The following is a 20,115-nucleotide window of genomic DNA, read 5'->3' on the forward strand; positions in this document are numbered from 1 at the left end:
GCTGTCGCAACGGGGGTTGATCTGTTGAATGACAGCTTTAAAAAACGCAAATGGAACAAACTGGGATTTGTGTTTCCGTATGATCACACCCGGTTCTATTGAAAAAAGAGGTGAACAGTGATGGATATTGCCCATATCGTGGCTGAAGATAAAATCAAGCGCGCCATTAAGGATGGAGAGTTCGCCGGCATCAAAGGAATGGGAAAGCCCCTGCCCAAAGACGATGCCGCACATCTTCCGGAATCGCTCAGAATGGGCTACCGCATATTAAAAAACGCCGGGATCGCCGAGGATGAGGGCGCGCTGAAGAAAGAGCTGATGACGCTCGATTATTTGATCTCCAAGTGCCGCAATGAACAGGAGCGGGATCACCTGCGGAACAAACGGACGGAAAAACAAGTCAGACTCGATAAACTGACGGAGGAGAAAGCCATGTTCTCAAAACCCGCATCTTCTCATTATAAGGAGAAAGTGTACAGACGGCTGGGCCGCCCGTAAGCCGGCTCTTTAGATTTTTTTCTGAAAAGGAATGTGCTCCATAAGGCGCGGGTAGGAAATGTGGAGCAGGCCGTTTACGCACTGCGCCTGTAACAGGCGGGGCTCAGCCGGTTCAGGAAGCTCAATCGTCTCATCGATTTCCCCGTAATACCGGTTTTGGCAGACGCCCATGTTCTTTGGAAAAAGGGGTGTGATGTTTCCTCTTATATGCAGCCGTGTTCTTGACAGCAGCCTCAATGTCAATTCTTCTTCGTAAACGCCGGGCATTTCCACAATGACAAATGTGTGCTGTTCATCCTGATAAATATCATAAGTCAGGGTGTTTTTTTGTAAGGAGAAAAAATCTTCGGGAGATTTCCGTTTCAGGACATTGGTCCAAAAGTCGCTGGGCTTGTGCTCGTTCGTAATCTCAAGCCACTTTCTCATTTTTTCGATATCCACTTCGGCAGAACCTCCCTATATTTGATTTGCGATCGGCATTGACGGGTTGGCGATCTGATCCTGATCGCTCACGTCAGGGTCAAGATGGCCCGAATTCAAACATCCGGCGGCCGGCGAAAAATCCCCTAAAGAAAAGTTCGCTCCGACAAATTTGCTGTTGGCGGTGTGGCTGTTTTGTACGGTCTGACCGATATCGACGTTTCCGTTTTGCGTTGCTCCGTTTACTTTTATATTGACGACGTTAATTTGGTAAGGCATTCATAAAAACCCCTTTAATCTATAATGGGCGGCACCGGCGTAATATTTGCGGTATCTGCGGTTCCGATGGCTGTCTGGTCGTTGACATCAGGATCATTTAACAAGTTCTCCATCATCGATTCTATAGGTGACGTATCGCCGAATGAAGAGTTCAGTCCTTGTGATTTGTTATTTGTGGTGGGACTGTTGTATGCCGCTTCCCCAATCGTAATAGATCCGTTGCCAGAAATACTGTTAATCTTCAAATAGTACAGGTTGATAACAGTGGATGGCATCTCTTCACACCTCTTTAACTTAGTTGTACAGTACTGTATGCTTTTTGTGCTCCTGTTGTGAATTCCGCCCGGACATGTTCCCGATAAAACAAGAAGTCAAGGCCCGGTTCCGGCGGGGCTTTTTTTGTTTCAGGGTCTTCCGCAGTATATTTGTGATGAAAGCGCTATAAAAATAGATTGACGACATGTATATACATCATTACAATAGAGTCATAAACATGTATATACAAGTTTGTGAGGCAAAATGAAAACGGTTACGGAGGGGTTGGCATGGGTGAGTTTAACCGGGCTGCGCGGCAGATCGCTGAAGCTGTCGGCGGAATCGAAAATATTGAGGCGGCGACTCATTGTGTGACGCGTTTGCGGTTTGCGTTAATAGATGAAACCAAAGTAAACCAAAAAATGCTTGATGCAATAGACATTGTCAAAGGATCTTTTGCGGTAAACGGGCAGTTTCAAGTCGTGATCGGGCAGGGGACGGTCAACAAAGTATATGCGGAATTAGTGAAGGAAACGGGGATGGGTGAAGCGTCCAAGGATGACGTGAAGAAGGCGGCAACGCAAAAAATGAATCCTTTACAGCGTGCTGTGAAAACGCTTGCGGACATCTTTATTCCGATCTTGCCGGCGATCGTCACGGCCGGGCTGTTAATGGGTCTGAACAACATTTTAACGGCGGAAGGCATTTTCTACAGCGCCAAATCGATTGTCCAAGTATATCCGCAATGGGCGGATCTCGCCAATATGATTAATCTGATCGCGGGGACGGCTTTCGCTTTTCTGCCGGCTTTAATCGGCTGGTCGGCAGTGAAGCGGTTCGGAGGAAGCCCGCTTTTGGGCATCGTGCTCGGGCTGATGCTGGTGCATCCTGATCTGTTAAACGCATGGGGCTACGGGGCTGCCGAGCAGAGCGGCGATATTCCGGTGTGGAACCTGTTCGGCCTTGAGGTGCAGAAAGTCGGGTATCAAGGTCAGGTGCTCCCGATTCTGCTGGCGTCTTATTTACTTGCCAGGCTTGAGATCTTTTTGACGAAACGGACGCCGGAGGGCATTCAGCTGTTGGTCGTCGCGCCGGTGACGCTTTTGGTCATCGGTTTTCTATCCTTTGTCATCATCGGTCCGATTACCTTTGCGATCGGTAACGCGCTGACGGCGGGATTGATTGCCGTTTTCGGCCAATTCTCCGCCATCGGAGGCCTTCTGTACGGAGGGCTGTATTCGGCGCTTGTGATCACGGGGATGCACCATACGTTTCTCGCGGTCGATCTTCAATTAATCGGCTCAAAGCTCGGCGGCACATTTTTATGGCCGATGCTCGCATTGTCAAATATCGCTCAAGGATCGGCGGCTTTGGCCATGATGCTGATTACAAAAGATAAAAAACAGCGGGGGCTTTCACTGACGGCCGGCATTTCCGCATATTTGGGCATTACTGAACCGGCGATTTTCGGCGTGAATCTGCGTTACAAATTTCCGTTTGTGATCGCCATGATCAGCTCGGGAATCGCGGGGATGTTCATCTCCGTCAAAGGCGTTCTCGCAAGCTCGGTCGGAGTCGGCGGCGTGCCGGGGATCTTCTCCATTATGAGTCAGTACTGGGGTCCGTTTGCGATCGGAATGCTGATCGTGCTGATTCTCCCGTTTGCGGGAACATACGGGTATGCGCGGCTGAAACGGCAAAAATAGAAAACCTGCGGGGCGCCTTTTTATCAGGCTGTCCCTTTTCCCTTTCAATTCAAAACATTACAGGCGGTGAAGAAAAATGAAAACAGACAGCACACCATGGTGGAAAAAGGCAGCGGTATATCAAATTTATCCGAAGAGCTTTAATGATACGACGGGAAACGGGGTCGGTGATCTGAACGGTATTATCGAGAAGCTTGATTATTTGCAGAAGCTTTTGATTGATGTCATTTGGCTTACGCCGATTTACGATTCGCCGCAGAATGACAACGGTTATGACATTCGCGATTATTGCACCATTTATGAAGAATACGGAACGATGGAGGATTTTGAACGCCTTCTCGATGAAGCGCACAAAAGAGGAATCAAGGTCGTCATGGATCTTGTCGTAAACCATACATCAGTCGAGCATCGGTGGTTCAAAGAAGCGGTCTCGTCACCCGACAGTCCGTATCGGGATTTTTACATTTGGAAAGACGGAAAGGAAGACGGCCGGGCGCCGAACAACTGGGAATCAAAATTCGGCGGTTCCGCTTGGGAGCTCGACCCGGCGTCAGGCCAGCACTATCTGCATTTATTTGATGTGTCGCAGGCCGATTTGAACTGGGAAAATGAAGAGATGAGAAAACAGGTTTACGACATGATGCATTTTTGGTTCCGAAAAGGGATCGACGGCTTCCGGCTGGATGTGATCAACCTCATTTCTAAAGACCAATCGTTTCCTGATGCCGAGGATGGGCGTGACGGGCGCCCTTATTATACGGACGGGCCGCGCGTGCACGAATTTCTCCATGAGATGAACCGGGAAGTGTTTTCGAAATATGACAGCATGACGGTCGGTGAAATGTCCTCGACAACGGCTGACCACTGCATCCGGTACACAAACCCTGAGAATAAAGAACTCGATATGACTTTTAACTTTCATCATTTAAAAGTGGATTATCCGAATGGTGAAAAATGGGCGCTCGCTCCGTTTGATTTTCTGAAGCTGAAACGGATTTTAGCGTTTTGGCAGACGGAGATGAAAAAAGGCGGAGGCTGGAACGCATTATTCTGGTGCAACCATGACCAGCCGCGGGCCGTATCCAGATACGGAGACGACGGCGTATACCGGACGAAATCAGCCAAAATGCTGGCGGCGGCCATTCATATGATGCAGGGCACGCCTTACATTTATCAAGGTGAAGAGATCGGCATGGGCAATCCGAAATTCGATGACATCGGCTCATACCGCGATGTCGAATCATTGAATATTTACAAAAAGATGAAGGAAGAAGGCGTGCCCGAAAAAGACATTATCGCCATTTTAAAAGAGAAATCAAGAGACAATGCAAGAACCCCCATTCAGTGGAACAGCGGGCCGCACGGCGGTTTCACGACGGGAACGTCTTGGATTCCGGCGGCGGATGATTATAGGGACATTAACGCGGAAGCGGCTTTGCGGGACCCGGATTCAATTTTCTACCATTATCAGAAGCTCATCAAGCTCAGAAAGGAATATGACATCGTGACTGAAGGAACGTTTGAGCTGCTTGCTGAAGACGATCCGGCGGTTCTGGCGTACGTCAGACACGGCAAGGATGAAAAACTGCTGTGCATCAACAACTTCTACGGGAAAGAAGCTGACTTTACGGTTCCGCTTAAAGACACGGACGGCTGGCGGTTTACGGTGCTGCTGACGAATGATGAACCGAGGGAAGGGCGGCCGGAACGATTGACGCTCCGTCCGTATGAATCGATCGTTTATCATCTGACAAAAGCGTGATACACTAATCTGGGTGGTCAAATGAAAGTGAATAAATACATCACAATCTATAAAGATATGGTGCGGCAGATCGAAAGCGGCCAGCGGAAGGCTGAAGACGTTCTTCCGTCTGAAAATGATTTGTGCGATCAATACGGCACATCACGAGAAACCGTCCGCAAAGCGCTCAATATGCTGGCGCAAAACGGCTACATCCAGAAAATCAAAGGCAAAGGCTCCGTCATATTAGATAGAGAAAAAATGCGTTTTCCCGTCTCAGGCCTGATCAGCTTCAAAGAGCTTTCGAAAACGCTCGGAAAAGAGACGAGAACGGCGGTTCACCGTCTCGGGCTGATCCTGCCTCCCACAGAAGCCGCAAAAGAGCTTGGTGCAGAAGCGGATGAAAAGGTGTGGGAAGTCGTCAGATCAAGACGGATTGACGGAGAACATATTATTTTGGACAAGGATTACTTTGTAAAAAAACATGTGCCTCTATTGACGAAGGCGATTTGCGAAGATTCGATCTATGAGTATCTCGAAGGAGAGCTCGGCTTGTCCATCAGCTACGCGCAAAAGGAAATTGTCGTGGAGCCGGCGGGGGAAGAGGACCGGAAGTATTTGGATCTCGGCGGATTCAGCCATATGGCGGTCGTGAAAAACCGCGTCTTTTTGGAGGATACCAGCCTCTTTCAGTACACGGAAAGCCGGCACAGGCTCGATAAATTCCGTTTCGTCGACTTTGCGAGAAGAGAAAAATAAAAACGGACTGCCGCGGCAGCCCGTTTTTTTGTCAGTATCAAAATGAATACTATCCAACAAAAATGTGCGTACTGGTACTTTCAAAAATAATGGCTACAATAGTACATAACGATTGAAAAGGAGAGATCATGAATGTCAGATAAAAAACAGCAGATCATCGAAGCGTATCAATTCAGACACGCCACAAAGGAATTTGATCCTGAGAAAAAAATTTCAGAAAGCGATTTTGAATTCATTTTAGAAACGGGAAGATTATCCCCAAGCTCACTCGGTTTGGAGCCTTGGAAATTTGTCGTCGTTCAAAATCCGGAGCTTCGTGAAAAACTCCGCGAGTTCACATGGGGCGCGCAAAAGCAGCTGCCGACCGCAAGCCATTTCGTACTTCTGCTTGCCCGGACGGCAAAGGATATCCGTTTTGACGCCGACTATGTCAAAAATCACTTGCGGGAAGTCAAAAAAATGCCGGAAGATATGTATGAAGGCTATATCAGCAAAACGGAAGATTTCCAGAAAAATGATTTCAATCTGCTTGAATCAGATCGCGCACTGTTTGACTGGGCATCCAAACAGACTTACATCGCCCTCGGCAATATGATGACAGCCGCTGCGCAGATCGGAATCGACTCCTGCCCTGTAGAAGGCTTCAACTACAAAGAAATTCACCGGATTCTTGAAGAAGAAGGGCTTCTGGAAAACGGAAGTTTCGACATCTCTGTTATGGCCGCATTCGGCTACCGTGTCAGAGAACCGCGCCCGAAAACAAGATCTGCCTCAAAAGACATTGTAAAGTGGGTATAAGATAAAAAAAGCTGCCGGGCGTGTCCCGGCAGCTTTTAACGTTTATTTGGTTTTGCTAAAAAACAGGCGGTGATCCAGGATGTAACGGGAATGATGATGCCGATCCCGATTCCGGCACAAAGAATGGTGACGGCTTCCGCACTGAATACTTTTGAGTTCACAATTTTTTCAGCTGAGTATGATAAGTCTTTAAACCAGATAATTAAAGCCAAATAGCTGCCGAAAAAAGCAAAGAATAACGTATTCGTATTCGTTCCTAAAATATCTCTCCCGATGCTTAATCCGAATGTGTACAGATCTTTTCTGCTCATGGACGGATTATGACTGTAAATTTCCCGCATGGGTGAAGTAATGGAAATCGCGACATCGGTAATCGCCCCAATCGTGCCCATGATGATCATGGCTGCGGTAACCTTCACAAAATCCACCCCGACAAACAGTGTGAATATGCCGATATCACCCAATTCTTCTTCACCGAATCCCTGAATCGAAGTATGTTTTGTTACAGACATAATAAAAAACAGCAGCAATGCAATCGTCAGCATTGCGGAAATAAAGGCGGTTACGGTTTTGACGTTTCCTCCATTAATATAAAAAAGAGTAATGCTGCAAATCACGGCGGAAGAGAGCAATGTTAAAACAATCGGATTGATATGCGGGTCTGTCATGAAAATGATGGTGAGAAAGAGAACACCGAAATTTAAGAATAACGCAATAAAAGACCTCGCTCCTTTTTTTCCGCCGATGATGACCATTAATAGAAATAAAATCGCCGCGAGAATTACGATGACATTCATGAGCTTGCCTTCTTTCGTTTAATAAAAAAGATAGAAGCATACAGACTGGCGGGTATGGCTAATACGATTCCGATCCCTCCGGCCAATGCTCTGGCTATTTCCAAGGAAATGTTCATAGAAAGAGTGAATCCTATCGGGGAATCATTTTTCAAATATAACAGCATCATCGGAATAGAGCCGCTTATATAAGCAAAAAACAGAATGTTGGTCATCGCCCCCATGATGTCTTTTCCGATCTCCATCCCGGAACGTCTGAGAGCTTGTAATGAGATATCCTTGTTTTCTTCATATAATCCGAAGACAGATGACGTCATGGTAATGGCTACATCCATGACCGCTCCCAGTGATCCGATAAATACCCCGGCCATGAACACCGTGTGATAAGGGCGGGTTAAATACTGCATTTCCTCATATCTGAGACCTTTCTCTCCGGTTGCCAGCATTACCAGATACGTAATCAGCAGGGAAACGAAAGTGCCTGCGAGCGTCGCGGCAATGGCGGCGTATGTTTTCGCGTGAAAACCGCTGACAAGCAGCAATGAGATGACAGTAAAGATGAGAATACAGACACCGCAGATGAAAATTAATCCTATATTAGGATGCTTCCTGTACAAATCTAATGCAAACGACAGTAAAACGGCGTTGAACATCAGGCTGACGATCGAAAAGAAGCCTTGTTTTTTGCCGACGATAAGCAAGGTGAAGATGAAAACCCAAGCGATCAGCAAAAGCTGTTTATCCCGTTTTTTATCTATAATGCTTCCCGATATATCCTTGTTTGATGGTTTCCCTTTATCAATAGAAACGAATACTTCATCGCCAATCGAATATTTCTGATCGTTCGCTCCGGATGATGAATACTGATTGGACAAATGAATGAGCTGTCCTTTCTGACTGCCGTTTTCAAGTCTGGCAGTGATCGTCTGACTGAAAATCTTATCTTTGTTTTTATGCATGTCCTGTACGTCAGACTGGTGTTCCAATGTTGTTTTCGTCACTTTGGCAATCGGGCGCTCATAAAAAGAAGCGTTGTGAGTGACGAAAATGAGCGAGCTGATAAAACAGAGCGCTGTTATCACGTAAAACAGCTTTTTCTTGTAAGACATGCGGTTTCGTTTGTTTCCTGTTATCTTCAAAAAAAGTCCTCCAAACAGGCGGCGCCGTGTGAAAGAGAGGCCCTGCCGTGAAGTGTTAAACGATGCGGATACAGTCTTTCGCGAATAACGTTCATATTTTATCACTCGGCCGTACGGCTGTCGACTCAGAGGGGGACCGAGATAAAAAGCTCCCCTGAAATCAGATCAGGAGAGCTCTTGGGATGAACCGCCCGATAAAAGCGGTCTTTTTATGCTTCGTTCACTTTTTTTGCTTTTCTTCTTTGATACAGATACAGTGCGGTTCCGAGCGCGCTGATGAGTAACCCGGCAAGAAGGATGGAATACATCGTTGTGGCCGTATCAGGAAGCAGGCCGCCCGGCGATACTCCGTCCTGCGCAGGGCCGGATGACGGTTTTTGTCCGCTTGGCTGCTTTCCGGAGCCGTGATCTCCGCTTGTCGGCGGCGCGCTCTTCGTGTTTGCGTTTAATATGGTGTATTCACTGAAATGATTTGTATAGCCCGTGACGAGATCGTGTGAAACCGAACCGTTGTCTGTTTTTGTATAGACGTTCTTTTTCCGGTCTACATGGTAAATGCCCGGCTGTTTCGCCTTTTTCGTATTCTCAATGCGCAGGGTGAGCTTTACCGGCGCTTTGAATGTTTTGATGTCTTTGTTTTTCTGCTTCATTGTAAAGTCGTATACATTTGAAAGCGCCCCGCTTACTTTTCCTTTCGGCGTCACGCCGAATCGTGTATCAGCTGAAGCAGCGTTTGCCATCGGCATTTTCATGCTGAACTTGTCATGCAGGATCGTAAGGGAAGAATCCGATGTTCTGTCCTTTAACAGGCCGATTTGTTTTTTGGTCACGCTGAGATCAATCGGCTTTTTGGCGCCGTCATTTTTATCGTAATACACGATCGGCGTGTTGGCGTTTTTGGCATAGACGGCAAATGCGCTGTCATCTTCAAGCGTCCACGAATCGTTTTTTTGTCTCGTCGGCAGGTACACTTCCTGCGCGCGGCCGTCAACTTTCGGTTCCACCGCTTTTCCCGCTTTTTCAAGCTGCTCAACGAAGACCTCATAGTCGGCAAAGCCAAGGTCTTCTTTATGGGACGCTTCGTTAAAGACGGAATATCCGTCTCCGCCTTCACCGACAAAGTTACTGGTGGCGACTCTGTATGTCTTCTTATCAGAAATCGGCTTTACACTGCCGTCATCCTGTACGGCCGCAGCTTGAAGAACGCGGTGTCCCGGCTTTTTATTCAGTGTAAACGTGTATGTTAAACCGGCAACTTGAGGGAAGGCGCCGCCTTGAGCTTCAATTCCGCTTAACCCTTGTTCCAGGGCTTGTTTGATCTGTTTTCCGGTTAAATCCGCGACGTAAAGCGTGTTGCCGAACGGCATCACATTCAGCACGTCGCCGAGGGTGATGTCTCCTTTATCAATGCCCGCGCGGATGCCGCCCCCGTTTGTGATCGCGATTTGGGCGCCGGCCGCTTCCTTCGCTTTTTGCAGCATGCCGTCCGCGATGAAGTTTCCGAGATTGGTTTCTTTGGAGCGGACATGCTCGCGCCGGCCGTCAAGTGCGACCTTCGTTGAACCGACTTTTTCATTTTTAACTGAGACGAGCTCTTTTTTAAACGGATCAAGCTCTTTTTTCAGATCCGGGTCTTCTTTCGTCTGCTCATTCACCGGCAGCGCTTGAAGAGAGGATTGTTCCGGCAGAACGACGCCGTTTTTGTCAAATGCGACATCGACACGGCCTAAATATTCGCCGTATTCTTTTGCTTGGGCGACGATGGTCGGCTCTTCGTTTTTGACAATTTCCATTTTATCTACAAGCGTATGCGTATGTCCGCCGACGATTAAGTCGATGCCTTTTACCTTTTTGGCAAGATCGAGATCACGCTGATGCCCGATATGGGTCAGGGCGATAATTTTATTGACATGTTCCTTGTTCTGTATTTCTTTTACTGTATCTTGTGCGGATTGGAAGGCATCATGAAAGACAATGCTTTTTCCCGGGCTTGATGTGACGGACGTATCTTCTGTCGTCAAGCCGAACACGGCGACTTTTTCTCCGTTTACATCAAGCAGAATATATGGATAGATGCCTGCTTTTTTCTTTTTCCCTGCCGTAAATGTGTCTGCTTTTTTCATGAATGGTCTGAGTTTTGACTCTTTGGACACATCGACATTTGAGCTGACGAGCGGAAAGTCAGGCGCTTGAAAATTGTATTTCCCGGATGGGTCAGACGCGCTACCGTTACCGCTCAGGAAGCTGGCGAGAGCACCCGGACCTTTATCAAACTCATGATTTCCGAAGGTCATTGCGTCGTAGCCCATGCTGTTCATCAATTTTAAATCAGCCAGCCCCTGCCACTTTGTGAAATAGAGATCGCCTGAGAAAACGTCTCCCGCATCCAGCAAAATACTGCGGTCGGTTTCGCTTCTGATTTCTTTGATTTTCGTCATCCGCCTCGCCGCGTTATCAAGGTGGGCGTGCGTGTCATTTGTATGCATAACGGTGAGTTTCCATGCGTCATCTTTCGGCGGATCTGTGCCCGGTCCATCATCTTTGAATTGGAGCTTGTACTGTCCGTAGCCCGCGTTTTGTGATTCACCGATATAGGCGACGTCATCTGCGCGGTCGGCAAACGGCTTTGCGGCCAAGGAAGATTCAAATGTCAGGTTTGTCCCTTTGACCGGAAGAAAGGACCAGTTATGATCAGCCTGCGGATTAATCGTTTTCTGCTGGATGATGTAATCCATTAAGACCTGCCTGTTCTCATCGGCAGAAGAGTATACGATTTTGTCATTGCTTAAGTGAGGGAATCCTCCGCCGCCTGAAGCGCGGTAATTATTTGTGACGATCAGAAATTTCTGCTTGGCGCTGACGGGCTTTCCTTGATAAGAAAGGTTGACGATCCGGCTTGCATCGGGATGAATGACTGTTCCGTTTTCGTTGTATTTCGCCGGTTTTGTGACATCGACCTGATAGGTGACACCGTCAATGACATCAAAATTGTATGAACGGTAGGCGTCATTTAAAAGCGCTTGGCTGCCGCCTTTTGCCTGATCGATCTGATTAAATTGCCCCGCGGACATTTCGAGCCAGTCTTTCACTTCGCTTCCGTTCAGCTTGACGATCTGAACCGTGTTGTCATACAGGTACAAATCGCCGATGTTTTTGATGGCGAGGTCGCCAGCGGAAATGTTTGTATAGTAGTTTGAGCCGTTCCGCCCGCCGGCTTTAAACGGGGCGCCCGCCGAGAGGATAGGCAGATCTTTGTACTCCGTATCCTTCATCTTATTTTCGGCGTACCATTTTTGCGCATCCGTTACGATTTGAATGGACGGATCATCTTTGACTTGGGCGAAAAAACTGTTGATATCGGCTTTTGTCTGGCCGACGGGTTCTCTGATGTATTTCAAAGTGCCTTCGTGCGCTTTTTTGACGGTATTGACGACGGTTTCGTTTTCCGACGTCACATTGCCGGCAATCGGCTTGATGCTGCCTTTTGCATCTTCCACATGCCACGCGCTGTCTGTTTTTTCAAGCCGGAGGTCGATGACGCCCGCATATTTGCCCCAGCTGCTTGACATAACAACGGGGATGCCGTTAATCGTGCCTTTATCGACGTCGAATTGAGCAGCGCCTTTGTATTCGGCATCAGGGAAAAGCCCGTGCTGATGGCCGGATACGATCGCGTCAATTCCGCTGACTTTCGTTGCCAGGTCAAAAACGGCGTTTTCCGCTCCGGAAGACTGCGCTTTTTTTTCGATACCGCTGTGGGCGAGGGCGATGACGATATCGGCTCCTTCAGCTTTCATTTTCGGAACGGTTTTCTTTGCGGATTCCACAATGTCCTCGACCTGAACGCGGCCTTCGAGATTTTTCTTATCCCACGTCATGATCTGAGGAGGAACAAAGCCGATGTAGCCGACTTTTAGCTGATGCTTGCCGCCGTTTTCATCCGTGACGGTTTTGTCTTTTATGACATAAGGCGTATAACGGTTTTCGCCGCTTACTGTTTTCACATTAGCATTAACGATCGGATAATCAGCGCCTTTGATTGTCCCGTCCAGGAATTCAAGCCCGTAATTAAATTCATGATTGCCGAGTGTTCCTGCGTCATAATGCAGACTGTTCATCACTTCAATGATCGGATGGGTCTTTGCGCCTGAAATGATATCATTTTTCTCATATTTTACGGCGTATTCTCCGAGGGGATTGCCCTGAATCAGATCTCCGTTATCGACAAGCAGCGTATTCGGGTTTTCGCGCCTGTGCTTCTCAATAAGCTGAGCCGTTCGGGCCAGCCCGAATTCCGTTGTCGGTTTGTCGCTGTAGTAATCGTAGTCCATCATGTTAGCGTGAACGTCAGTTGTGGCTAAAATGCTGAGATTCACACTGGAGGATTTGTTTTCTTCTGCTTTAATGGGTGTGATTGGGAGGATTAGACTAAGTATCATAACTAGGGGCAGCAGAATACGGAGTGTCTTATTGACGCTGCATCGTCTTTTCTGTATTCTCACCTGTTCTCCACCTTTCAACAAATTTTGTCATGTAGTACCATTGTAAGAATATTTTGTGAAAGTTTATATAGATTTCATGATGATTCTTGTAAAAAGATAAAAAATGAGGATAATGACCTATGTAAAACAGGCGGGCGGTAAACGCGTTACCTATGTTTGATGTTAGTGTGGCTGGGGTACATGGATTTATGTAGACTTCATCAAGCAGGAGGTAGTAACTATGGGTAAAAAAATTGCAGTTGTATTAACGGATTACTTTGAGGATGTCGAGTATACTGAACCTGCGAAAGCTTTTAAAGATGCGGGTCATGAATTAACCGTAATTGAACAGGAGAAAGGAAAAACAGTCAAAGGCAAACAAGGGGAAGCGGAAGTGAAAGTGGACGCGTCCATCGATGATGTGAATCCGAAAGACTTTGACGCATTGCTGATCCCGGGCGGATTCTCTCCTGACATGCTGCGTGCGGATGACCGTTTCGTCCAATTTGCCAAAGCGTTTATGGATGATAAAAAACCGGTGTTCGCTATCTGCCACGGACCGCAGCTTCTCATCAACGCGAGAGCATTGGACGGGCGCAAAGCGACAGGGTTTACATCAATCCGAATCGACATGGAAAACGCGGGCGCGAATGTTGTGGATGAAGAAGTCGTCGTCTGCCAGAACCAGCTGGTCACAAGCCGCACACCGGATGACATTCCGGCATTCAACCGCGAATCATTAAAACTGCTTGCGTAATATAAAAGCGGAGCGCCGTATCAGGCGTTCCGCTTTTTTTGTGAAGATTCCCGGATGACCAGCTCAGGCGCCAGAATAATGCGTTGTTTTTTGTGCTGGGCATTGGTGATTTTATGATGCAGCAATTGAGCCGCTTCTTTTCCCGACTGCCGCGGAAAGGAAGAAACGGTTGTAAGCGGGGGATAAGAAATTTCAGCTTCCGGCACGTTATCAAAGCCGACAATGTCAATATCTTCGCCCGGAACGAGCCCGGCTTTTCTGATCCCTTGCATGACGCCGAACGCGACCAAATCACTGAAGCAGAAAATCGCGGTCGGGCGCTCAGACCGGCGGAGGAGCTCCGTCACGGCCTCACAGCCTGCTTCGCGGGTCGGCATGCTGTCAATGACATATTCATTTTTCACTTCCAGATCCGCTTCACGGAGCGCTTTTTTAAACCCTTTCATACGCTTCGTCCATGTTGATGAGTGCTTCACGCCGCCCAGAAACGCAATCTCCTGATGGCCTTTCTCAATGAAATGACGCACTGCCTTATAGGTGCCTTCCTCATAATCGGCTCCGACAAAATCACAATCTGCATCGGCAATCTCCCTGACGGCGAGCACGACCGGAATGTCAAGCTGCTCGAGGCGGGAAAGGGTTTCCTCAGCTGTACCTGAAACCGGACACAAAATCAATCCGCCGATCCTGTGCTCCAGCATGGTCGAGATCAGCTGCTCCTGCTTGGCGACGGAATCAAATGTCGTGCCTAACAGCACCGTTAATCCGACTTCCTCAAGCGTATTCTGAACGCCGATCAGAAACTCTGAGAAAAACGTATTGGAAATGTCAGTAATAATCAATCCTACCGTTGTGGACGTCTGTGATCGTAAATTCGCGGCGACCCGATCATATACGTACCCCAGCTCCCGCATGGATTGCAGCACTTTCTCACGGGTCGCTTCGGAAATTCGCGGATTGTTGCGGACGATTAATGAAGCGGTGGATGTTGAGACGCCGGCATGCTCAGCGACCTGCTGCAATGTCACCCGGCGTTTTTTTTGCTGTTTCATACGTCGCATTCCTCACTTGGTTTTTATTCGTTACATCCATTATAAGCGTTTTGGCGCATGAGAAGAAAGAGAGAGGGGAGAAAATGACAAAGCGCCGGAAGACGGAGTGTCCTTCGGCGCTTCTATTACAATAGGTTATTCAAACATTTGCTCTTTAATATACTGAACCGGCATTTCACGGCCTGTCCAATATTCAAACGCCATGGCGCCCTGCCAAAGCATCATGCCGAGGCCGTTAATGGTGCTGCAGCCGGCCGCTTGAGCTTGTTCAAGCAATTTCGACGTAACGGGGTTGTAAACGACGTCTGTCACAAGCAAATCAGGACGGAGCATGGATGTATCTTCAATGACGCTCAAGCCTTCAAGCGGTTTCATGCCGACACCTGTTCCGTTTGTGAAAATATCGCTTGAAGCGATTTCAGCACGCAGCGCATCTTGATCTTCGAGCGGGAAGACTTTCGCTTTGCAAGAAGATCCCTTCATTTCTTCATTGATGATGCGGACGTTTTCTTCCGCTTTTTCGAAAAACGCGTCATTACGGGCGAAAATAGAGATTTCTCCGAGGCCTTCCAATGCGGATTGAATCGCTATCGGAGTGGCGGCCCCGCCGGAACCGACCAGCGTCATTTTTTTGCCTGTGATATCGATGCCGTGTTCTTTTAAGTTGCGGACGTATCCCATACCGTCAGTCGAGTGTCCGATCAGTCTGCCGTTTTCATTAACGACTGTATTCACCGCGCCGGTGAATTTCGCTGAATCCGCGAGTTCATCGAGGTAAGGGAGAATGTTCATCTTGTTCGGCATCGAGACATTGAAGCCTCTGACGTTTAAGGCGCGCATTCCCGTTACCACATCTTCCAGCTGTTCATTGCCGACTTCAAACGCGAGGTAAGCGTAGTTCAATCCTAATTTTTTAAACGCCAGGTTGTGCATCGCCGGAGATAAAGAGTGTCCGATCGGTGTCGCGAATAATCCGATAAGCTGAGTTTTTCCGTTAATCCGTCCTAAATCTTTCTTCATGATGTATTCCTCCGTTAGTCCATTCATTTGTTTTTCATCCCGCTTTGAGGGCAGAAAAACGCTGATTACATATGTTTATTAAAAATGCTGAGTACGCTGCGCAATTCTTCAACGGGAATCTGTCCGGGCGCTGATGCTTCTTTGCCCGCTCCGAACGTGCACGCTGAGCCGAAGACTTCGCCGGCCAGGCGGCTGATCAGGCCTGTTCCCGCCATTGACATCGTGATGATCGGCCGGTCTGCGTATTGTGTTTTCATCGTGTGAGTGGCATCCAATAAGACGAAAACATCTTCAGTGCTTTGCGGCATCACCGCGATTTTCGGAATGTGCGCGCCGTACGCCTGCATGTTCCGCAGCCGGGAAATGATTTCTTCTTTTTTCGGTGTCTGATGAAAATCATGATTGGACATGACGACATATACGCCGTTATCTTCAGCGGTTTTCACAATTGATTTGACTTCCGCTTCTCCCGTAAACAACTCAACGTCTGCAAGGTCAATATGTTTTGTTTCGATGGCGGTTTTAAGCAATTCAATGTAAAAGCGGTCATCAATAACTTTATTTCCGCCTTCTTTATGGGTTCTGAATGTGAAAAGCAGCGGTGTTGCGCCTGCGGCTTTCCGCAGCTTTTCAAGCATGCCTTTTACGGCGTCCAGGCTGTCAACGTGCTCGTATACATCCGCCCGCCACTCAATGATATCCGGGCGAAGCCTGTTGACGGCTTCCGTTTCTTCGAGCAGTTCTTTCTCTCCGGCCGCCATCAGCGGCACAATGATCTTCGGAAGCCCTTCGCCGATGACCGTGTTTCTGATCGTGATAGATTGCATGATAAATCCTCTCCCTTAAAAAATAGTCAGGCTTTCATCACTTGCTTAAAGCGGATTCCGATAAACAATGCGAGAAGGGCGCTGACGGCCGCAATTCCGATATCAAGCAGAAAAACAGGCGTCAGGCCGGCCGCTTTGGATATCGCTCCCGTTACAAGCGGAATGACAATAAAAGATAAGCTTGATGCTATATTAACAAAAGATGTGATCGTACCTTTATTTTTAGGGAATAAAACAGCCATAACCGTCATCGCCAATTGCAGAATGCCCGCAGTTGAAAGTCCGATGACAAAGGAGCTGATGACTGATACGGCCGGCTGATGAATGAAAATCAGAGCAAGCAGCGCGATTGCCGCGATCACAGGGTACAGCACCATTACCGTAATCGGCTGAATCACTCTGTTTAACAGCACAGCCAGCAATAATACGGATACAAGCGCCCCGATGCTGTAATAGCTCAACAATTTGACGGCCTGCACCTCAGGCATGCCCAAAACGGTTTGCCCGAACTTAGGAAGCCATACTTGAACGAGCATAAACAGCGCCGTAGATGAAAAGCCTAACAGAATGATCGCAAGGCCTTCGCGCCATATCGACGGCTGTGATGTGAACGCGTCATCAGACGGAGAGGCTTCCGTCCGGCCGCCGTCTTCTTTTTGCTTATGATTCGGAAACGGAACTTTTAACAGGAAAAAGCCGTTCAGGAAGAAAATAATGCCTGGTACGAAAAACGTCCAGCCGTAAAACAAATGCCTGTCCGCAATAAACGCGATAAAAAACGGAAGCACCGTCGCGCCGATGGATACAAACGCTTTGATTAACACGGTTGCAGAGCTTGCGTTTTTCGGAAATCCTTCAATAAGCGCCGGATATGTCCCGGAATCCAAAAAGGAATTGGCGATCCCGGCGAAAATGGCGAAGATAAACGCGGCTGTATAGTTTGTCGAAAGCGGAATTCCGATTAGGAAAATCAGATACAGAAAGGCGCCCGATACGATAAACGGCCGTCTCCCGAATGTATCCGAAAGCTTCCCGGCAAACAGAAGCGAAATCAGCTTCCCGATTCCGATGGCGGAGACCAAATAGCTGACCCCGGCTGCGGATGTATGAAGCTGTTTTGATAATGCCTCCATATTGGATGCGATAATAATATTGATCATGCCCAGCAGGAAATAGTTAATATAAAGACCCGCTGCCATTTTGGTGTATATGTTTTTCATGATGACATCCCCTAATGCGGTTAATAAAGAATTAAATTATTTTTTAAATTGATAAAAGAACAGCACGATTCCCCTTTATTGAACCACTGCCTTTCTTTGAAAACTGTTTGATAAAACGGTTGCAAAACAAACTTGAATAACGCTGAGATCACAATGAGTATATCGTTCTACTAAATAAAAAAAGAGAAGCGGCCCGCTCATTTAGTATATCGTTCTACCAAGTTCACAGTTACTATACTCCTTCTTTTTATATGTGTCAAACCGATGAACTTTTTTTACTTTTTTTAAATCAAAAAAAGACCTGCCGTTTTTCGGCAGGTCTGACATGGGTTTATTTTCTGAGAGAGGCGAGCTCCTCGGCAATGGCCTGCATTTCACTCGGGCTGAATGATGCTTTTTTCATGACCATTTGATGAAGGTATGTAAGATCTTCTATTTTTTCATCACTGAAATCTTCCGCTCTGATGACGCCGACATTGAGCATGTTGAGCTTTTGCGAAATGTCTTCAATCATTTTGTTTAACGTTTCTGTTTGTTGGCTCGGCAAATTCATGCATCCTTTCATGACCTTTTTCGTACCCTTTATTCTAACAGAATTCATTTAGAATAAAAGCTTATTTCCACAGCCGCAGAAAAGTTGCTAAGATGATGATAAGGTTTTTGATCCTCAAAATGCGGGGAAAGAATAGGGAGGTTATCGATATGATACATGTGCTGTTTGTCTGTCTGGGAAATATTTGCCGGTCGCCTATGGCAGAGGCGGTATTTTCTGATATGGTGAAGAAAAACGGGCTGAACGGGCAGATTAACATTGATTCAGCGGGAATCGGCGCCTGGCATGCGGGAAATCCGCCGCATGAAGGGACAAAGGAGATCCTGGAGAAGAAAGGGATCAGCGCAAGCGGCATCACGGCGAGGCAGGTCCGTGAGTCTGATCTGACCGATTTTGATTACGTCATTGCGATGGATGCAGAAAATATCGGACATCTGCGCAGCATGGCCGGTTATAAAAAAGCGGCGCCGCGTATTGCAAGGCTGCTTGATTATGTACCGGAGTCGGACCTTGCGGACGTGCCCGATCCGTATTATACCGGGAATTTCAGCGAGGTGTACGCTTTGGTCGAATCCGGGTGCCGTCATTTGCTGGAGACAATAAAGAAAGACCATCATTTATAAGGGGGATTGACCGATGAAGCAGACACGCATCATGGCAAAAGCGATTCTGATCGGCGCTGCCGCCGGAGGAGCACTGTCCTTATTACATAAGCCGACGAGAGAGGCCTGTTTCCGGAACATGGACGCGTGCAGGCGCCGTGCGGCATTTTACCGGAAACATCCTGAAGCCCTGAAACAGCAGGCTTCTGCAAAACTGGATCAAGTGAAAATCATCGCCAATACCGTATCGGAAGATCTGGGTTTTTTAAACGGGCAGATCACCAAGCTGAAGCAGACGACGCCGCAGGTCATTGACCTGTTAAAAGAAACGAAGGAGCATTTTTCGAAAAACGATCATTGAGGTGGGATGTCATGCGTTTTATAAAGGAGCTGTTTGCAAGGTTTTCTCTGCATGAAGGACAAAGTAAATCGGCGGAGCTGGCGTATTTTTTCCTGCTGTCATTGTTTCCGTTGATGATTTTCATGCTGACGCTCACCGCCTATCTTCCCATATCGGCAGAAGACGTGCTCGGGGCGGTCGATCAATACGCGCCCGACAGCGCCATGTCCATGGTGAAATCCATTACGGAGCAAACGCTGAACAAGCGCAGCGGCGGACTTTTGTCATTCGGGATTATCGCCGTCATCTGGTCGGCTTCGAATGGTATGAACGCGATTGTCAGAGCATTTAACCATGCCTACGAAGTCGAGGAAAACCGCTCATTTATCATCATTCGCCTGACCTCATTTTTTTTAACCATCGCGATGGTGGTTACGATTTTAATCGCATTGCTTCTGCCGGTGTTCGGCAGAGAAATCGGAATGCTGGCCGCAGATTTCATCAGCGCCTCCGGCCTGTTTTTGCAGGTATGGTCGGTTGTCCGCTGGGGTATCAGTCCGCTTATCCTTTTAATCGTGTTTACCGCGCTTTACATTTTCGCGCCGAATAAAAGGCTTTCTCTCCGTTTTGTGCTGCCGGGAGCCGTATTCGCGGCAGCCGGCTGGATTATCGTCAGTATGCTGTTCTCATTTTACGTCGGCACCTTTGCCAACTACAGCGCCACATACGGGAGCATCGGGGGAATTATCGTCCTTATGATCTGGTTTTATCTTACGGGAACACTGCTGATTTTAGGAGGAGAAATCAACGCGCTTTTACATAAACGTAAAAAGCTTCCTGATGAAAATCCGTACCGCGGGAGCAAGCTATAGAG

At 47.7% G+C, this 20,115-nt stretch carries 20 protein-coding genes; 9 read left to right on the forward strand and 11 right to left on the reverse strand.

The genetic code is table 11. The annotated features are described in order from the left end of the window. Positions 1-120: 120 nt before the first annotated feature. Positions 121-498 carry a DUF1992 domain-containing protein gene (locus NYE38_RS03890; RefSeq protein WP_014417184.1) on the forward strand — a complete coding sequence of 126 codons (378 nt, stop codon included), beginning with the start codon at positions 121-123 and terminating at the stop codon, positions 496-498. Between the two features lie 9 nt (positions 499-507). Here NYE38_RS03890 and NYE38_RS03895 read toward each other — a convergent pair whose 3' ends face one another. From NYE38_RS03895 to NYE38_RS03905, 3 genes are read right to left on the reverse strand one after another with little or no spacing between them, the layout of a single operon-like run. After that, entirely contained in the window at positions 508-939 is a 432-nt protein-coding gene (locus NYE38_RS03895) for an Hsp20/alpha crystallin family protein (RefSeq protein WP_017419105.1), read from the reverse strand. Positions 940-954: 15 nt separating this feature from the next. Then, positions 955-1,197, reverse strand: a complete 243-nt coding sequence (locus NYE38_RS03900; protein WP_003155595.1) for a spore germination protein — start codon at positions 1,195-1,197, stop codon at positions 955-957. Between the two features lie 14 nt (positions 1,198-1,211). Beyond that, complete coding sequence (locus tag NYE38_RS03905; protein ID WP_007408496.1) at positions 1,212-1,472, reverse strand: spore germination protein; 261 nt, start codon at positions 1,470-1,472, stop codon at positions 1,212-1,214. A 270-nt stretch (positions 1,473-1,742) separates the two neighbouring features. Here NYE38_RS03905 and treP point away from each other — a divergent pair, with 270 nt between their 5' ends. The 4 genes from treP to NYE38_RS03925 all read left to right on the forward strand — a co-directional run bounded on the left by treP (position 1,743) and on the right by NYE38_RS03925 (position 6,456). Further along, positions 1,743-3,158, forward strand: coding sequence for a PTS system trehalose-specific EIIBC component (gene treP / locus NYE38_RS03910; protein WP_340803119.1), 1,416 nt, complete (start codon positions 1,743-1,745; stop codon positions 3,156-3,158). 76 nt (positions 3,159-3,234) lie between these two features. Next, positions 3,235-4,920, forward strand: a complete 1,686-nt coding sequence (gene treC, locus NYE38_RS03915; RefSeq protein ID WP_340803118.1) for an alpha,alpha-phosphotrehalase — start codon at positions 3,235-3,237, stop codon at positions 4,918-4,920. Between the two features lie 21 nt (positions 4,921-4,941). Continuing rightward, a complete protein-coding gene (gene treR, locus NYE38_RS03920; protein WP_061861963.1) occupies positions 4,942-5,658 on the forward strand; it encodes a trehalose operon repressor in 717 nt (238 codons plus the stop codon). Between the two features lie 132 nt (positions 5,659-5,790). Next, on the forward strand, positions 5,791-6,456 hold the full coding sequence (locus NYE38_RS03925; protein WP_061861964.1) for an NAD(P)H-dependent oxidoreductase: 666 nt from the start codon (positions 5,791-5,793) through the stop codon (positions 6,454-6,456). Between the two features lie 35 nt (positions 6,457-6,491). Here the strand turns inward: NYE38_RS03925 and NYE38_RS03930 are convergent, their stop codons facing one another. From NYE38_RS03930 to NYE38_RS03940, 3 genes are all read right to left on the reverse strand, one after another. Continuing rightward, positions 6,492-7,253, reverse strand: coding sequence for a YibE/F family protein (locus NYE38_RS03930; protein ID WP_021493875.1), 762 nt, complete (start codon positions 7,251-7,253; stop codon positions 6,492-6,494). Next, positions 7,250-8,389, reverse strand: a complete 1,140-nt coding sequence (locus NYE38_RS03935) for a YibE/F family protein (protein ID WP_159353900.1) — start codon at positions 8,387-8,389, stop codon at positions 7,250-7,252. Before NYE38_RS03935 ends, NYE38_RS03930 begins: the two co-directional genes overlap by 4 nt. Positions 8,390-8,598: 209 nt before the next feature. Continuing rightward, complete coding sequence (locus NYE38_RS03940; protein WP_340803117.1) at positions 8,599-12,891, reverse strand: multifunctional 2',3'-cyclic-nucleotide 2'-phosphodiesterase/3'-nucleotidase/5'-nucleotidase; 4,293 nt, start codon at positions 12,889-12,891, stop codon at positions 8,599-8,601. 220 nt (positions 12,892-13,111) lie between these two features. On the opposite strand from NYE38_RS03940, the gene NYE38_RS03945 reads away from it, so the two are divergent. Further along, positions 13,112-13,627 (forward strand): type 1 glutamine amidotransferase domain-containing protein, encoded by a 516-nt coding sequence (locus NYE38_RS03945; RefSeq protein ID WP_060562234.1) that lies wholly within the window; start codon positions 13,112-13,114, stop codon positions 13,625-13,627. A gap of 20 nt (positions 13,628-13,647) precedes the next feature. Here NYE38_RS03945 and NYE38_RS03950 read toward each other — a convergent pair whose 3' ends face one another. The 5 genes from NYE38_RS03950 to NYE38_RS03970 form a co-directional block, all read right to left on the reverse strand. Then, positions 13,648-14,679, reverse strand: a complete 1,032-nt coding sequence (locus tag NYE38_RS03950) for a LacI family DNA-binding transcriptional regulator (RefSeq protein ID WP_340803116.1) — start codon at positions 14,677-14,679, stop codon at positions 13,648-13,650. Between the two features lie 135 nt (positions 14,680-14,814). Further along, positions 14,815-15,699 (reverse strand): shikimate dehydrogenase, encoded by an 885-nt coding sequence (locus tag NYE38_RS03955; protein ID WP_088056278.1) that lies wholly within the window; start codon positions 15,697-15,699, stop codon positions 14,815-14,817. Between the two features lie 65 nt (positions 15,700-15,764). Next, positions 15,765-16,526 carry a type I 3-dehydroquinate dehydratase gene (gene aroD, locus NYE38_RS03960; protein WP_340803115.1) on the reverse strand — a complete coding sequence of 254 codons (762 nt, stop codon included), beginning with the start codon at positions 16,524-16,526 and terminating at the stop codon, positions 15,765-15,767. 26 nt (positions 16,527-16,552) lie between these two features. Next, a complete protein-coding gene (locus NYE38_RS03965) occupies positions 16,553-17,746 on the reverse strand; it encodes an MFS transporter (protein ID WP_007408506.1) in 1,194 nt (397 codons plus the stop codon). A gap of 331 nt (positions 17,747-18,077) precedes the next feature. Beyond that, on the reverse strand, positions 18,078-18,293 hold the full coding sequence (locus tag NYE38_RS03970; RefSeq protein WP_003155571.1) for a DUF1128 domain-containing protein: 216 nt from the start codon (positions 18,291-18,293) through the stop codon (positions 18,078-18,080). Positions 18,294-18,448: 155 nt separating this feature from the next. Here NYE38_RS03970 and NYE38_RS03975 point away from each other — a divergent pair, with 155 nt between their 5' ends. The 3 genes from NYE38_RS03975 to NYE38_RS03985 are packed head-to-tail and all read left to right on the forward strand — an operon-like array spanning position 18,449 to position 20,113. Next, positions 18,449-18,922: a low molecular weight protein-tyrosine-phosphatase gene (locus NYE38_RS03975; protein ID WP_115941313.1), complete on the forward strand. Its 474-nt coding sequence runs from the start codon at positions 18,449-18,451 to the stop codon at positions 18,920-18,922. A gap of 13 nt (positions 18,923-18,935) precedes the next feature. Next, positions 18,936-19,262 (forward strand): hypothetical protein, encoded by a 327-nt coding sequence (locus NYE38_RS03980; RefSeq protein WP_095061139.1) that lies wholly within the window; start codon positions 18,936-18,938, stop codon positions 19,260-19,262. A gap of 11 nt (positions 19,263-19,273) precedes the next feature. Then, positions 19,274-20,113, forward strand: coding sequence for a YihY family inner membrane protein (locus tag NYE38_RS03985; RefSeq protein WP_340803114.1), 840 nt, complete (start codon positions 19,274-19,276; stop codon positions 20,111-20,113). Positions 20,114-20,115 lie beyond the last annotated feature (2 nt).

Origin of the sequence: Bacillus sp. EU63, from assembly GCF_038592915.1 — a bacterium.
GTDB lineage: Bacteria > Bacillota > Bacilli > Bacillales > Bacillaceae > Bacillus > Bacillus velezensis.